At 56.9% G+C, this 13,975-nt stretch carries 13 protein-coding genes and 1 pseudogene; 7 read left to right on the top strand and 7 right to left on the bottom strand.

Annotated elements, in window-relative coordinates; translation table 11 throughout:
* Window positions 1-17: 17 nt before the first annotated feature.
* Complete coding sequence (locus ACQ4OE_RS21585) at window positions 18-1,160, bottom strand: polyamine ABC transporter ATP-binding protein (RefSeq protein ID WP_122594385.1); 1,143 nt, start codon at window positions 1,158-1,160, stop codon at window positions 18-20.
* A 370-nt stretch (window positions 1,161-1,530) separates the two neighbouring features.
* Window positions 1,531-2,292: a gamma-glutamyl-gamma-aminobutyrate hydrolase family protein gene (locus ACQ4OE_RS21580; RefSeq protein WP_430947847.1), complete on the bottom strand. Its 762-nt coding sequence runs from the start codon at window positions 2,290-2,292 to the stop codon at window positions 1,531-1,533.
* A 282-nt stretch (window positions 2,293-2,574) separates the two neighbouring features.
* Between ACQ4OE_RS21580 and ACQ4OE_RS21575 the strand changes: the two genes are divergently transcribed.
* The 4 genes from ACQ4OE_RS21575 to ACQ4OE_RS21560 all read left to right on the top strand — a co-directional run bounded on the left by ACQ4OE_RS21575 (window position 2,575) and on the right by ACQ4OE_RS21560 (window position 7,967).
* Window positions 2,575-3,951, top strand: a complete 1,377-nt coding sequence (locus ACQ4OE_RS21575; protein WP_008086904.1) for a glutamine synthetase family protein — start codon at window positions 2,575-2,577, stop codon at window positions 3,949-3,951.
* A gap of 272 nt (window positions 3,952-4,223) precedes the next feature.
* Window positions 4,224-5,714: an aldehyde dehydrogenase gene (locus ACQ4OE_RS21570; RefSeq protein WP_122594383.1), complete on the top strand. Its 1,491-nt coding sequence runs from the start codon at window positions 4,224-4,226 to the stop codon at window positions 5,712-5,714.
* Between the two features lie 49 nt (window positions 5,715-5,763).
* Entirely contained in the window at window positions 5,764-7,047 is a 1,284-nt protein-coding gene (locus tag ACQ4OE_RS21565) for an NAD(P)/FAD-dependent oxidoreductase (RefSeq protein WP_122594382.1), read from the top strand.
* A gap of 371 nt (window positions 7,048-7,418) precedes the next feature.
* Window positions 7,419-7,967 (top strand): cupin domain-containing protein, encoded by a 549-nt coding sequence (locus tag ACQ4OE_RS21560; protein WP_007950154.1) that lies wholly within the window; start codon window positions 7,419-7,421, stop codon window positions 7,965-7,967.
* A gap of 118 nt (window positions 7,968-8,085) precedes the next feature.
* On the opposite strand, the gene ACQ4OE_RS21555 is transcribed toward ACQ4OE_RS21560, so the two are convergent.
* Window positions 8,086-8,604, bottom strand: a complete 519-nt coding sequence (locus tag ACQ4OE_RS21555; RefSeq protein ID WP_430947846.1) for a hypothetical protein — start codon at window positions 8,602-8,604, stop codon at window positions 8,086-8,088.
* Window positions 8,605-9,257: 653 nt separating this feature from the next.
* On the opposite strand from ACQ4OE_RS21555, the gene ACQ4OE_RS21550 reads away from it, so the two are divergent.
* Entirely contained in the window at window positions 9,258-9,542 is a 285-nt protein-coding gene (locus tag ACQ4OE_RS21550) for a hypothetical protein (protein ID WP_122594379.1), read from the top strand.
* A 69-nt stretch (window positions 9,543-9,611) separates the two neighbouring features.
* On the opposite strand, the gene ACQ4OE_RS21545 is transcribed toward ACQ4OE_RS21550, so the two are convergent.
* Entirely contained in the window at window positions 9,612-10,043 is a 432-nt protein-coding gene (locus ACQ4OE_RS21545) for a hypothetical protein (protein ID WP_430947845.1), read from the bottom strand.
* 166 nt (window positions 10,044-10,209) lie between these two features.
* Here ACQ4OE_RS21545 and ACQ4OE_RS21540 point away from each other — a divergent pair, with 166 nt between their 5' ends.
* Window positions 10,210-10,632, top strand: a complete 423-nt coding sequence (locus ACQ4OE_RS21540; RefSeq protein ID WP_430947844.1) for an HD domain-containing protein — start codon at window positions 10,210-10,212, stop codon at window positions 10,630-10,632.
* 153 nt (window positions 10,633-10,785) lie between these two features.
* The gene (locus tag ACQ4OE_RS21535) at window positions 10,786-11,808 is read left to right on the top strand and encodes an AbrB family transcriptional regulator (protein ID WP_430947843.1); all 1,023 of its coding nucleotides are present in this window, start codon (window positions 10,786-10,788) and stop codon (window positions 11,806-11,808) included.
* A gap of 27 nt (window positions 11,809-11,835) precedes the next feature.
* Here the strand turns inward: ACQ4OE_RS21535 and ACQ4OE_RS21530 are convergent, their stop codons facing one another.
* The 3 genes and pseudogenes from ACQ4OE_RS21530 to ACQ4OE_RS21520 all read right to left on the bottom strand — a co-directional run bounded on the left by ACQ4OE_RS21530 (window position 11,836) and on the right by ACQ4OE_RS21520 (window position 13,931).
* The gene (locus ACQ4OE_RS21530) at window positions 11,836-12,453 is read right to left on the bottom strand and encodes a hypothetical protein (protein ID WP_430947842.1); all 618 of its coding nucleotides are present in this window, start codon (window positions 12,451-12,453) and stop codon (window positions 11,836-11,838) included.
* Between the two features lie 321 nt (window positions 12,454-12,774).
* Window positions 12,775-13,026 (bottom strand): annotated as a pseudogene (locus ACQ4OE_RS21525) (PAAR domain-containing protein); the annotation flags it as partial.
* 128 nt (window positions 13,027-13,154) lie between these two features.
* On the bottom strand, window positions 13,155-13,931 hold the full coding sequence (locus tag ACQ4OE_RS21520; RefSeq protein ID WP_430947841.1) for an NAD(P)H-dependent oxidoreductase: 777 nt from the start codon (window positions 13,929-13,931) through the stop codon (window positions 13,155-13,157).
* Window positions 13,932-13,975: the final 44 nt, after the last annotated feature.

Here is a 13,975-nt window from a genome sequence, read left to right as displayed (position 1 = left end):
TTGCTGATTGAAGGTTCTCATGAGCGCAGTACCACGCCGCTGTCGTCTTCCCACCAGACGTAGACTTTGTCGTCCCAGGTCGGACGCGCGCCACGGCGTTCGGCGTTGGCCATGAACGACTGGACGATTTTGCCGCCGGGCAATTCGACGTAGAACACCGAGTGGCCGCCGAGGTAGGCGATGTCATGCACCTTGCCTTCGGACCAGTTGTAGCGGAACTCCGGTTGGGTGGTGCTGACGAGCATTTTTTCCGGACGGATCGCGTAGGTGACCGACTTGTCCTGCACCGAAGTGCTGACGCCGTGACCGACGTAGATCTTCTGCTGCAGGTCCGGGCTGTGGATGATCGCGTGACCTTCAAGGTCTTCCACCACGGTACCGTCGAAGGCGTTCACGTTGCCGATGAACTCGCAGACCATGCGGCTGACCGGGGCTTCATAAATGTCGATCGGGCTGCCGATCTGGGCGATCCAGCCCAGGTGCATGATTGCGATGCGCTCGGCCATGGTCATGGCCTCTTCCTGATCGTGGGTCACCATCACGCAGGTCACGCCGACGCGTTCGATGATCTGCACCAGCTCCAGTTGCATCTGCGAACGCAGCTTTTTATCCAGCGCACCCATCGGTTCATCGAGCAGCAACAGCTTCGGACGTTTGGCCAGCGAGCGGGCGAGGGCGACGCGCTGACGCTGGCCGCCGGACAGTTGATGCGGCTTGCGTTTGGCGTATTGGGTCATGTGCACCAGACGCAGCATTTCATCGACGCGGGCATCGATTTCACTGGCCGGCAAACGGTCTTGCTTGAGGCCGAAGGCGATGTTCTGCGCGACGGTCATGTGTGGGAACAAGGCATACGACTGGAACATCATGTTGATTGGCCGCTCGTAGGGCGGCATGTCGGTGATGTCCACGCCGTCGAGCAGAATCCGCCCTTCAGTCGGGCGCTCGAAACCGGCGAGCATGCGCAGCAGGGTCGATTTGCCCGAACCGGAGCCGCCGAGCAGGGCGAAGATTTCACCCTGATGGATCTCCAGGGACACGTCGTCCACTGCCACGGTTTCGTCGAACTTCTTGGTGACACGATCGACTTTCACCAGAACCTTTTTCGGTTGCTGATGACCCTCAAGAGCCTTCCTGTAAGTGCTGGAGGCGTTTGCCATGTGAAACTCCCAACATGTTTCAGTCGCCTGGCCAACGTGGCCGGGCTTAAGTGGATTGCAAGCCTGTACGGGATGCCTTTCAGCTATGGCGCAGAACCTGTGGGAGCGAGCCTGCTCGCGAATACGGAGTGTCAGTCGACAACATTGTTTGCTGATACACCGCTTTCGCGAGCAGGCTCGCTCCCACAGGGGAAATGCGTATACCTGACTGGCATTACCCGTTCCGATCCGGCTTGTTCGGCGCCGCCGTCCTGGCTGCCTGGGTCGTACTTTTTGTTATTACAGGTGTTGCTGTTCACGGATGACGGATGCGCAAAGGCGCGCCCGACATTCATGGGGGCAGTAAATCGTTACGTATTCCTGGCTGATGTCAGCGCTGGTTGCGCTGCGCCGCCCGTTGCCGGCAAGCCTCGCCGAATGCCTGGAAAATCTTCAGGTAGTTCGGGTTGTCGAGCACTTGCCACTCCGGGTGCCATTGCACGCCGAGGGCGAAGGTCGGGCTGTCAGTCACCGAGACCGCTTCGATCAAACCGTCCGGCGCCACCGCTTCGGCGCGCAGGCCGGGGGCGAGGCGATCGATGCCCTGGCTGTGAATCGAGTTGACCTGAAACTCGCGCGGCAGCTCCAGCGCTTCGAACACGCCGCCGCTCAACACCGTCACGGCGTGAGCCGGCGCGTATTGCACGGCGAGTTCCGGGCTGTCGGCCTCGCGGTGATCGAGCATGCCCGGCAGTTCGTGCACCTTCTGATGCAGGCTGCCGCCGAACGCCACGTTCATTTCCTGGAAGCCCCGGCAAATGCCGAGCACCGGAACGCCCGCCGTGATGGCTGCACGTAATAAAGGAAGGGTGGTGGCATCCCGCGCCGGATCGTGATCCGTGCCGGGAGCGCTGGCCGGGCCTTGATAGTGGAAAGGTTCCACATTCGAGGGCGAACCGGTCAGCAGCAGACCGTCGAGTTGACCGAGCAGGTCTTCGATTTCGGTCAGATTGCCAAGGGAAGGAATGACCACTGGCAGCCCGTTAGCGCCAACGCTGACAGCACGTACGTACTTGTCGCCGCTGATGTGATAGGGGTGCAGGCCAATCTGTTTGACGCACGCAGTAACGCCGATCAATGGCTTGAATGCCATTTTTATTCACCTCGAAGTTTGACACTTGAACGAGCTTTTCCGGAGCTTAGCCTCGTTGATTTTAATTAACAACTGCCATGTAAAAAATTCTAAACGCCGTTCATCAAATCTTCATGTTTCTCGGGGCTTTGACCCCTGTATTGGCACCCAAGTGTTAAAAAAAGCCCGAAAAATAAACCCTGAGCGCCCATCTGTTCGCTATTGACTTCACTTTGCCGTTCGGGTTGACTGGCTCGGCGAAACAGCAGTGAACATAATAATTAACAGCTAAATAGGTGCATCATGTCGGTCCCTCTGCGTACCGTTCAACTCAACGAAGCAAACGCATTCCTTAAGAAATATCCTGAGGTTTTGTACGTCGACCTTCTGATTGCGGATATGAACGGTGTGGTGCGCGGTAAGCGCATCGAACGCACCAGTCTTCATAAGGTTTACGAGAAAGGCATCAACCTGCCGGCCTCGCTTTTCGCCCTCGACATCAACGGCTCCACGGTGGAAAGCACCGGCCTGGGTCTGGACATCGGCGACGCTGACCGCATCTGCTACCCGATCCCCGGCACCCTGAGCATCGAGCCGTGGCAGAAGCGCCCAACCGCACAACTACTAATGACCATGCACGAGATCGAAGGGCAGCCGTTCTTCGCTGACCCGCGTGAAGTGCTGGCCAACGTCGTGCGCAAATTCGACGACCTCGGTCTGACTATCTGTGCCGCGTTCGAACTCGAGTTCTATCTGATCGACCAGGACAACGTGAACGGTCGTCCGCAGTCGCCACGTTCGCCGGTCTCGGGCAAGCGTCCGGTGTCGACTCAGGTTTACCTGATCGACGACCTCGACGAATACGTCGATTGCCTGCAAGACATCCTCGAAGGCGCGAAAGAGCAGGGCATTCCGGCTGACGCCATCGTCAAGGAAAGCGCCCCGGCGCAGTTCGAAGTCAACCTGCATCACGTCTCCGACCCGATCAAGGCGTGCGACTACGCCGTCCTGCTCAAGCGTCTGGTGAAGAACATCGCCTACGACCATGAGATGGACACCACCTTCATGGCCAAGCCGTATCCGGGCCAGGCGGGAAACGGTCTGCACGTACACATTTCGATCCTGGACAAAGAAGGCAACAACATCTTCGCCAGCGAGGATCCCGAGCAGAACGCCGCACTGCGTCACGCGATCGGCGGTGTGCTCGAGACCCTGCCTGCGCAAATGGCTTTCCTGTGCCCGAACGTCAACTCGTACCGCCGCTTCGGCGCGCAGTTCTACGTACCGAACTCGCCGAGCTGGGGCATCGACAACCGCACCGTGGCCGTGCGCGTACCGACCGGTTCGCCGGACGCCGTGCGCATCGAGCACCGTGTAGCCGGTGCCGACGCCAACCCGTACTTGCTGATGGCTTCGGTGCTGGCCGGTATTCACCACGGTCTGACCAACAAGATCGAGCCGGGCGCGCCAGTCGAAGGCAACAGCTACGAGCAGAACGAACAGAGCCTGCCGAACAACCTGCGCGACGCACTGCGCGAGCTGGACGACAGCGAAGTCATGGCCCGCTACATCGACCCGATGTACATCGACGTGTTTGTCGCGTGCAAGGAAAGCGAGCTGGCCGAGTTCGAAAACTCGATCTCTGACCTTGAGTACAACTGGTATCTGCATACGGTTTGATTGGCTGAGGCCCTCAAAAGCTGAAGAGCCCCTCACCCTAACCCTCTCCCCGAGGGAGAGGGGACTGATCCGGGGATGCTCGGGCAATCCCCCGACCTGAACGATTTTTGCCGAATCCATAATCGACTCGGTCGTTCAGGTCGGTGTATCTCCCAAGACAACTCGGTCGGTCCCCTCTACCCCTGGGAGAGGGCTAGGGTGAGGGCAGCCATCCCAAGCCAGACATCGCAGCCAGACAACACCCCCAATTCCCCCCTTGTCGAGCCACAACAATGACAACGACCCGCAACGACTGGGAACAACGCTTCCAGTCCCTGACCATCGAAGCCCGCGCGTTCATCAACGGTGAATACCGCCCGGCCATCAGTGGCGATACCTTTGAATGCCTGAGCCCCGTCGACGGCCGTTTCCTCGCCTCCGTGGCCAGCACCGATGAAGCCGACGCCAACCTCGCCGTTGAAGTGGCGCGCCAGTCTTTTGAATCTGGCGTGTGGGCGAAAAAAGCCCCCGCAGAGCGCAAGCGCATCCTGATTCGCTTCGCCGATCTGATCCTGCAGCACCAGGAAGAACTGGCGCTGCTGGAAACCCTCGACATGGGTAAACCGATCAGCGATTCGATGAGCATCGACATTCCGGCGACCGCCAACGCGATCCGCTGGAGCGCCGAAGCCATCGACAAGATCTACGACGAAGTCGCCGCCACCCCGCACGACCAACTCGGCCTCGTCACCCGCGAGCCATCCGGTGTGGTCGCGGCCATCGTGCCGTGGAACTTCCCGCTGATCATGGCCAGCTGGAAGTTCGCGCCAGCGCTGGCGGCGGGCAACTCGTTCATTCTCAAGCCTTCGGAAAAATCGCCGCTAACCGCGATCCGCATCGCCCAGCTCGCGCTGGATGCGGGCATTCCGAAAGGCGTGTTCAACGTCCTGCCAGGCTTTGGCCACACCGTCGGCAAGGCGTTGGCGTTGCACATGGATGTCGACGTGCTGGCCTTCACCGGCTCCACGGCGATTGCCAAGCAACTGATGATTTATGCCGGCCAAAGCAACATGAAACGCGTCTGGCTCGAAGCAGGGGGCAAGAGCCCGAACGTGGTGTTTGCCGACGCACCGGATTTGCGCGCGGCAGCACAGGCAGCGGCCGGCGCCATTGCTTTCAACCAGGGCGAAGTGTGCACGGCGGGTTCGCGTTTGCTGGTCGAACGGTCGATCCGCGAGCAGTTCATTCCTTTGCTGGTGGAAGCACTGCAAGCGTGGAAACCGGGTCACGCACTGGATCCGGCGACCACCGTCGGCGCCGTGGTCGATCAGCGTCAACTCGACAACGTGCTGCGCTACATCAGCATCGGTCGTGAGCAGGGCGCCGAGTTGATCGCCGGCGGTCAACGCACCCTCGAAGAAACCGGTGGCCTCTATGTGCAACCGGCGATTTTCGACGGGGTGACCAATGCGATGACCATCGCTCAGGAAGAAATCTTCGGCCCAGTGCTGTCGCTGATCACCTTCGACACTGCGGAAGAAGCGCTGCAGATCGCCAACGACAGCATCTTCGGCCTCGCCGCCGGTGTCTGGACCAGCAACCTGAGCAAGGCCCACACCTTCGCTCGCGGCTTGCGTGCCGGCAGCGTCTGGGTCAACCAGTACGACGGCGGCGACATGACCGCACCGTTCGGTGGCTTCAAACAGTCGGGCAACGGTCGCGATAAATCGCTGCACGCGTTCGACAAGTACACCGAGCTGAAAGCGACCTGGATCAAGCTCTAATTCTTTTACAGCGGCGGTCGCCAGCGTCTGGCGGCCATCGGAGAAACGTATGAAACAGCAACACGTCAACAGCTACTACGCAGCGTCCCGCAACGAAGTCATCGACTTCCCGGTTCTGGAAGAAGCGGTGGATTGCGATGTCTGCATCATCGGCGCCGGTTACACCGGTCTGTCCTCGGCCCTGTTCCTGACCGAGGCCGGTTACAAAGTGACCGTGCTCGAAGCGGCGAAAGTCGGCTACGGCGCCAGCGGTCGCAACGGCGGTCAACTGGTCAACTCCTACAGCCGCGACGTCGACGTGATCGAAGAGCGCTACGGCGACAAGACCGCGGAAATCCTCGGCAGCATGATCTTCGAAGGCGCCGACATCATCCGTTCGCGCATCAAGGAATATGACATCAAATGCGATTACCGCCCGGGCGGCATTTTCGCAGCGATGAACAAGAAACAACTCAACGGCCTGGCTGAGCAAAAGCGCAATTGGGAACGTTACGGCAACCGCAATCTGAAGATGCTCGATGAGGCCGAGATCCGTCGCGAAATCGGCTCCGACGCCTACGTTGGCGGCTTGCTCGACATGCAGGGCGGTCACGTTCACCCGCTGAACCTGGCGCTCGGTGAAGCCGCCGCGATCACGCGTTTGGGCGGCAAAATCTACGAACAGTCCGCTGCCGTGGAAATCACCTACGGCGAGCCGATCACCGTGCGCACCGCCAAAGGTCTGGTGCGTGCCAAGTATCTGCTGATCGCCGGCAACGCCTATCTGCCGCAAGGTCTGGACAACCGCGTGACCGCGAAAAGCATGCCGTGCGGCTCGCAGATCGTCGTTACCGAACCGTTGACCGAGAAGCAGGCGCGCAGCCTGGTCACCAACAACTACTGCGTCGAAGACTGCAACTACCTGCTCGATTACTACCGCCTCACCGCCGACAACCGCTTGCTCTACGGCGGCGGCGTGGTCTACGGCGCGCGTGAACCGGACGACATCGAACAACTGATCCGCCCGAAGATCCTCAAGACCTTCCCGCAGCTCAAAGATGTGAAAATCGACTACCGCTGGACCGGCAACTTCCTGCTGACCATGTCACGCATGCCGCAATTCGGCCGTATCGAGAAAAACGCCTACTACATGCAAGGCTACAGCGGTCACGGCGTCACTTGCTCGCACCTCGCCGGCAAGCTGATCTCGGAAATGATCCGTGGCGACGCCGAACGCTTCGACGCCTTCGCGTCCTTGCCGCACATGCCAATGATCGGTGGCCGAACGTTCTCCGCACCGCTCACCGCCCTCGGTGCCGTGTACTACTCGCTGCGCGATCGCTTCGGCATCTAGGTTACCTCCCCGGCGGCGGTCCCCAAGACCCCGCCGGTTTTTTATGCCTGTAACAACATCATCGACGTCACTGACACCCAGATGTCCAACTGTGGGAGCGAGCCTGCTCGCGAAGAGGCCCTATCAGCCAACATCCATGTCGTCTGACACACCGCTTTCGCGAGCAGGCTCGCTCCCACATTGACTGTATTACCAAGGCAACAAGGACTTTTGCCCCACCGCCCATCGAACCTGCTGAGCAACATCAACAAACGTGATTTAATAGCCGCCTTTCACGGTTCCGGGACACGGGAGCAACGTGATCCGCGCCCTCAGCGCGTCACCCGCCACCCACCCCCATCGCCCTTAAGTCGTTCTCACATAAGGCTGTCATGGATACGGGTTCTCGACTCAAACTAGTACGCGAAAGCTACAAACTCTCCCAGCGCGAGCTGGCCCGGCGTAGCGGCGTGACCAATGCCACCATCTCCCTGATCGAACAGAATCGCGTCAGTCCTTCCGTCAGCTCACTGAAAAAGCTGCTCGAAGGCATCCCGATGTCCCTGGCCGACTTCTTCACCTTCGACCAACCCCCGCGCGAACACCAATACGTCTTCCGCGCCAACGAACAACCCGACCTGGGCCGCCACGGCCTGCGCCTCCTGCTGATCGGCGCCTCCGTACCCAGCCGCCAGATGCGCCTGCTGCGCGAGCAATACGCACCCGGTGCGAGTTCCGGGGAAGAGCCGATTGTGCATGCTGAGGGCGAGGAGTGTGGGCTTGTCACTCGCGGCACGGTGGAGTTGACCGTGGATGGGTCGGTGAGTGTGTTGAATGCGGGGGATGGGTATTACTTTCCGACGACGTTGCCGCATAAGTTTCGCAATATCGGGGCGGATGAGGCTGAGATTATTAGTGCGAATACGCCGGCGAATTTTTGACGAGCTTGAGGGCTAATTAAATACGCTGAAAAGTAAGTTTGGTTTGAGTTCTCAGGTTGAAGATAGCGCCAAGTCTGCATTGATGTATAGACTTGGCTTTTTTTATTTTGCGATCAGCTTACAAAGCTGCAAGTGTTTTTTGAATGTTGTCGCCGCAGCGTTGTGCGGCACTTACAGCGTTTTGTTGAAACGTAATTGCATTAGCGGGAATGGACGTCAGGGGTGAGGTTTGTGGCATAGATAAAGTGACGGACAAGTAGTCTTTAAAGTTTTTCCAGTATGTAGCGGCATCTATCTCAATTGGAGTGAACGCTGCTTTTGCCTTTGGAAAATAGAGCGTCAACGCCATCATTATTTCCGCAATGTTTTCGTTTGCGCTGTCATAGTTGTCGTTGAAGTCGTTCGCTGCGCTAGGCCCGGAAGCCATATCGAGTTTGGTGATAGAGAGTTTGGTCCGTAGCAGAAAAAGATGTTTCACTGTTTCTTCACGCTTCTCGCGAAAGTTTTCTTCTGCTGCTTTAGCTTTGTCTTCTTCGAATTTTCTTTTGGCTAATTGGATGTTTACCCAATTAGTAACAACCATGACGATCAGGGCTGCACAAAATGCAATGAGACCAGCTTGAATTCTAACGTCCATTTTTAATCACTAATTCTGATTGATGTATCGTGGGTTTGTGTTTGGGTATTTTTACTGGGCAATGTACAAGGTATAAGTGATGAAGCCAGATAACTCTATCTGGCTTCATTTTTTTTTAGCTGTTCAGCGCTTTTTCTATGCTTGCCAAGTGTTGTTGCGCTTTCTGAATAATTGCCGGAGCGCAAGCCATGCAAATATTCAAGCGATGCCCGGGAACCTTTTCCTAAGCAAAATGCTTTTCACCTTTTGATATTGCATGATCGCTACTAACATCGCATTTGCGGTTGCCTTCGCTGATCTCAAAACGGAAGTCATTAACAATGTTACGAGTCTGTGCCATGTTCATATCCTTGAACGTTGTTCTGGAGCGCCTTAGTAATGGCGCGTAGCCAGCATGCCACAAAAAACCGTGTTAAGGATAGGGGAAACGAGGAATGCTGATGAGTCCTCGATCCATTCGGGGAACCGCCTTGGGGCTGTTGAACTGAGCAACCATTGCGAAGCCATGAAACGCTGAGTGTCCAACACCTAACCGATAACTGAACAGATGCCGGTTTATTCGTTCCAACCCGTGACCATTCGTCCGACGCACCGCACCTTCACGCAAGCCGCTCTTCCAATGCTGTAACTCACCCAGCAAAGGAAAAGCCCCCATGCTCAACCATAAAATTGCGGTGTTTACCCTCGCGGCGCTCTTGTCCGGCGGTTCGTTGTCGGCGATCGCGGCGGGCGAGACGTCTACGCCGACGGCGAACGATGGCACCAGCCAGACCCGCCAGCCGGCTCCACCCGCCACAAATGCCGACCCGGATGCCGCTTCGCTGCCCCAAGGTGGTGATGGTGGCAAGACTGATAACGGGCCGGTGCCTTCGGCTTCCAAGCCAAGCGGTCCGGGTCAATCCACCGGTAGCAGCAGCGGCGGTAGCGGTGGCGGTTGATTCAAGTCGCACACTAAAAAGCCCGGACTTGTGCCGGGCTTTTGCGTTTCTGAGAACAGTCATGGTGTTTTACTTGGTCTTCCATTTCCCGCCGCCATTCTCACAATCAATCCGCGCCTGCCCCAAATGTTCCGCGTCGTAGTAATACGTGGTCACTTGCGCATTGTCGGGGACGTTCAGCGCTTTGGCGTTTTTGTCTTTGCTGGTGGAGTGCGGATTGGCCAGCGATTCCTGGGTGATTGTGGCGCTGCACGAGGCCTGGTAGTGGTCGGCGCAGTGTTCGACCTTGGTTTTCTTGCTGTTGACCATGTCTTTGCTTTCGTTACTGCAAGACCAGTCGATGGAGCTGACGGGCATGCCCTCGTATTCGTAACAACTGTGGGTTTCCACCGCTGGTACCGAGGCGCTGGAGGACTGGGTCTGGACGTCGCAGCCTTCGGCCATGACGCAGGTGGGGATGACGGCGAAGGTGGCGATCAGAAGCAGGAATCGAATGTTCATCGGACTTTCCTCTCCAAGGGCGCCGCGTCTGATCGGGATTTGGCGCTGATACAGTTTCGAGATTGTGCGGAGGAGGGAGGTTCCATCGGGTTTTTGATTTGCTCCCGTGGCGTACACTGCGAAACAATCGGAAACATTCAGCGCCCCAAGGATTGGAGAATTACCCATGACTCAAACCCTCGAACGCGCAATCGCCATCGCCGCCACGGCCCACGCCGGGCAGGTCGACAAGGGCGGCGCGCCGTACATTTTGCATCCGCTGAAAGTGATGTTGCGCATGAGCACGCTGGAACAACGCATCGTCGCGGTGCTGCATGACGTGGTTGAGGATTGCGGTGTCAGCCTCGATGATTTGCGCAAAGAAGGCTTCAGCGAAGAAGTTTTGAGCGCTATCGAATCGGTGACAAAAGTGCCGGGCGAATCCTATGAAGTCTTCGTCGACCGCGCCGCACAGAACCCGATCGGTCGGGTAGTGAAACTGGCGGATCTGGAAGAGAACAGCGACCTGTCGCGGATCGCCTCGCCGAGTTGGGAGGATCTGGAACGGGTCGAGAAATACCGCCGGGCGATTGCACGGTTGCTTATATAAAGGAAATCCTTTTGGGAGCGAGCCTGCTCGCGAAGGCGTCAGGTCAGCTATATATCTGCGACTGGCACGACGCATTCGCGAGCAGGCTCGCTCCCACAATGACTAGTGATTGTTCAATGATATTGGGTCAGATCAATAGCCAGGAAGGCGACTATGAAATCCATTGTGTGTTTATTGATTGCCGCCGGTTTCGGCGCGTTGTTGCAGTTCGAAGGCGTGCCCCACGGTTTGCTCTTGGGCTCAATTGTCGTTACCGCAGTGTTTGCCAGTAAAACCGGCATCGCCCCGGCAACCCCTTATGGACTCGGCTACATCCAGGTCACCTTGGGCATCGCCACCGGGCTGATGTTCGAAGCGTGGGACAGCGCGACGGCCTCGACCATGTTGCCGAGTCTCTGCGTCTTATTGATCTGTCTGTCCGTGCAAATCGCGCTCGCCGCATGGTGGCTCACACGCGGCGCAGGCTGGAATCGCACAGACGCGCTGCTGGCGGTTTATCCCGGCGCTCTGGCGGCGGTGTTCGATTTGCTCGAGTCAGAGAAAGCCTCGAGCAAAGTCATCATCGTGCACCTGATGCGCTTGCTGCTGATCACCGTGCTGGTGAGTTTCCTGATTCCCGGTCAGGCCGCTGCCGTGGCGGTTGCCGATGGTGATCCATTGACCACCGGCATGGCGTTGACTGCGCTTTCCGTGATCGCGTTAAGCGTGCTGCTCGGGCGTTTGCTGCTGGCGATCGGCGTCCCGGCACCGTTCATGCTCACTGCGATCATCATCACTGCCGTGTTTGTGAAATCGGGATGGCTGCACGGTTTTCACATGCCGGACTGGAGCCTGAATCTGGCGGCGCTGATTCTCGGCGTGCGGATCGGCTCACGCTTCCAGGGCCTGGGCTTCGCGGAGCTTGGACGGCATGGGCGTACGGCGTTGGTGTCGGTCGGTTTGATGATTATGGTCGCGGCAGTCTTTGCTGAAGCAGCGGCACGCTGGTTGGGTAGCGATCCACTGTCATTGTGGCTGGCGTACATGCCGGGGGCGATCGAGACGATTGCGATTGTCGCGTTCGGCGGCGGGCTGAATGTGGTGTTTATCCTGACGCATCATTTGAGCCGGATGGTGTTGCTGCATTTTGCGCCGGCGTTGTTGGAGCAGGTGCGGCGGGGGCGAGCGGGTGCCTGAATCTTCAGGCACCGGTAGAAAATAGGATCAGTCGTCGTTGTATATAAACTCTAACCTATCGATCCATTTTTTTGATGCGTTAAATTTCTCGTAGTAAGCCTGTTTTTCGTTGTTATTTAGAGTTGTAAAAAAAAGGGAAAAATAAATTTTGTCGTAATATCCCTGCGCACCCTCCATATCTTCACCCCACCATGCAGGCTCATAACCGGGAAATGCAATCCATGGAGGTGGCACGGAGAGTTTTTTTTGATTCAGTAGGATTAGCAGTTCTGTGCTATTCGTTACGAGCCGAATTGTGGCTGATTGGAATTCTCTGAGAGATATAAAGTATATTACTCGAGACTCTGTAAGCATGTTTTTACATTGAAATACCGTCAGGCCATTAAATGTTCTTTCGCTTTCTGTTCTGAAATTAGAAGCTACGAGTGTATTAAATTCCTGAATTTCATCAATGGCTATAAGGAAAGAGGAGTAATACGCTTGGATGCCCAGATTTTTTAAGGGTGAAATGGGAGGATATATTGGCAAACTGGCAGCAGGTGTTGGAAGAAGGAACAATTTTTCCAACTCTGACACGCTGTATCCGACAATTTGCTCCTGAGGCGGCGATTTCAATGAGTCGAATATACGTCGAAAAAAATTCATAAGCCTATTCCTGTAAGTATTCAGTAAGCCATGTAGCTCCCAAATACCCGGCAGTACCGAATACAATTCCACCGACAGCACTACTAACGATAGCACCAGGCCCTGTTTCAATTCCAACTGCCGCGCCCGCCACCAAACCTATTCTGGCGCCCGCAATGGCTGCTCCCCAGCCTCCAGCCTGCTTGACGACCTCCACAGATATTGGTTTTACGCTTTTTTGCTTAAAAGATTCTTCGGCAGCAAGTTTTAGGTCATATGCAGTGAAAGCGATAGCAAATACTCTTAATACTTTTGCGCCTTTGATAAATGTGCTTGTGACCACGAGCCACTTACGACATTGTTGCCATGAGCACCAATGCTGCCAACGGTAGCGGCGGGCATACCGTTGATGAGGACAGTTGAGGCAACCTCTCCAGTGATAGGGCTGCCGCATGCGCTCTTGTCGTTTTGGCGGGCGGCAGCCAAACCATCAAAAAAAACATCAGGAGAGCCAGCGGCAATCGGGTTAACGCCGTGGCCCGGAAGGGGGCAAGAGGTAGGGTCGGTAACTCGGGCAGCAGGTTTGCCAGACATTATGAACTTCCTTGTAAAAGCGACTGTTCTGGAAATGTTACACAACACAGCTGATGTGAACCATGGTTCTGTTCATATGGCTTAAGCGCACCTAAAAAAATATTCTATTCACCCGTAGCTAGCGGATGTTAAACGCTGTGCGCTGCAAAGCCCTCGGTCCCGGGTGCGATTTCATCCTTCAACGTCAACCCAGGAATCTCATACTCCCCCCCATTCTGCTGCCGAAACCCAATCGGCCGTGCACTCCACAACTCATCCAGCCGCCGGCCTAATTCCCCGCTAATCTCCGCATACCGCGCCTCATCCATCCGGCTAGTGCGATACACCACAAACGGCGGCACAACTTCAAACCCCGGGTAATACAAAATCCCGTGCTGGATCGGAAACAGCAGGTCATCCATCGGCCCGTTAATCCCGCGCGGGGCATAGTGCGATTCCCAGCCGCCGGTGGTGACCATCAGCATCGCCCGTTTGCCTTTCATTTTCCCTTCGCCGTAACGCTCGCCCCAGCGGCTGTCGGAGTGCTCGCCGACGCCGTAGGCAAACCCATAGGCATACACGCGATCGACCCAGCCCTTGAGAATCGCCGGCAGAGTGAACCACCACAGCGGAAACTGCAGGATCAGCGCGTCGGCCCACAGCAGTTTCTCCTGTTCGCGGGCGATGTCGGCGGATTGAGTGCCTTCGGCGTAAGCGATTTTCGAGTCGAGGGAGGCGTGGAACGGTTGCGACGAATCGCGTTGCGGGGCGTCGTCGGCGTCGAGGGTGGCTTTCCAGTTCATCGCGTAGAGGTCGGAGACCTGCACAGTGTGGCCGGCGGCTTGCAGGCGCTGGACGGTGAAGTCGCGCAACGAGCCGTTGAGCGACGTTGGCTCTGGGTGGGCGTAAACCAGTAAGACTTTCATGTTGAAGCTCCGTTAGCTGAGTGACTGCAGGATCGGCGCTCAAC

This window comes from Pseudomonas sp. WC2 (genome assembly GCF_050586545.1).
In the GTDB taxonomy this organism is placed as follows: domain Bacteria; phylum Pseudomonadota; class Gammaproteobacteria; order Pseudomonadales; family Pseudomonadaceae; genus Aquipseudomonas.
The sequence above is the reverse complement of the archived record's forward strand: the minus strand, read 5'-3'. Positions and strand labels throughout refer to the sequence as shown.

What these genes read in the sequence shown, in the direction of transcription:
- ACQ4OE_RS21585 (WP_122594385.1), bottom strand. Translation starts at nt 1,160, where the DNA reads ATGGCAAACGCCTCCAGCACTTACAGGAAGGCTCTTGAGGGTCATCAG.
- ACQ4OE_RS21580 (WP_430947847.1), bottom strand. Translation starts at nt 2,292, where the DNA reads ATGGCATTCAAGCCATTGATCGGCGTTACTGCGTGCGTCAAACAGATT.
- ACQ4OE_RS21575 (WP_008086904.1), top strand. Translation starts at nt 2,575, where the DNA reads ATGTCGGTCCCTCTGCGTACCGTTCAACTCAACGAAGCAAACGCATTC.
- ACQ4OE_RS21570 (WP_122594383.1), top strand. Translation starts at nt 4,224, where the DNA reads ATGACAACGACCCGCAACGACTGGGAACAACGCTTCCAGTCCCTGACC.
- ACQ4OE_RS21565 (WP_122594382.1), top strand. Translation starts at nt 5,764, where the DNA reads ATGAAACAGCAACACGTCAACAGCTACTACGCAGCGTCCCGCAACGAA.
- ACQ4OE_RS21560 (WP_007950154.1), top strand. Translation starts at nt 7,419, where the DNA reads ATGGATACGGGTTCTCGACTCAAACTAGTACGCGAAAGCTACAAACTC.
- ACQ4OE_RS21555 (WP_430947846.1), bottom strand. Translation starts at nt 8,604, where the DNA reads ATGGACGTTAGAATTCAAGCTGGTCTCATTGCATTTTGTGCAGCCCTG.
- ACQ4OE_RS21550 (WP_122594379.1), top strand. Translation starts at nt 9,258, where the DNA reads ATGCTCAACCATAAAATTGCGGTGTTTACCCTCGCGGCGCTCTTGTCC.
- ACQ4OE_RS21545 (WP_430947845.1), bottom strand. Translation starts at nt 10,043, where the DNA reads ATGAACATTCGATTCCTGCTTCTGATCGCCACCTTCGCCGTCATCCCC.
- ACQ4OE_RS21540 (WP_430947844.1), top strand. Translation starts at nt 10,210, where the DNA reads ATGACTCAAACCCTCGAACGCGCAATCGCCATCGCCGCCACGGCCCAC.
- ACQ4OE_RS21535 (WP_430947843.1), top strand. Translation starts at nt 10,786, where the DNA reads ATGAAATCCATTGTGTGTTTATTGATTGCCGCCGGTTTCGGCGCGTTG.
- ACQ4OE_RS21530 (WP_430947842.1), bottom strand. Translation starts at nt 12,453, where the DNA reads ATGAATTTTTTTCGACGTATATTCGACTCATTGAAATCGCCGCCTCAG.
- ACQ4OE_RS21520 (WP_430947841.1), bottom strand. Translation starts at nt 13,931, where the DNA reads ATGAAAGTCTTACTGGTTTACGCCCACCCAGAGCCAACGTCGCTCAAC.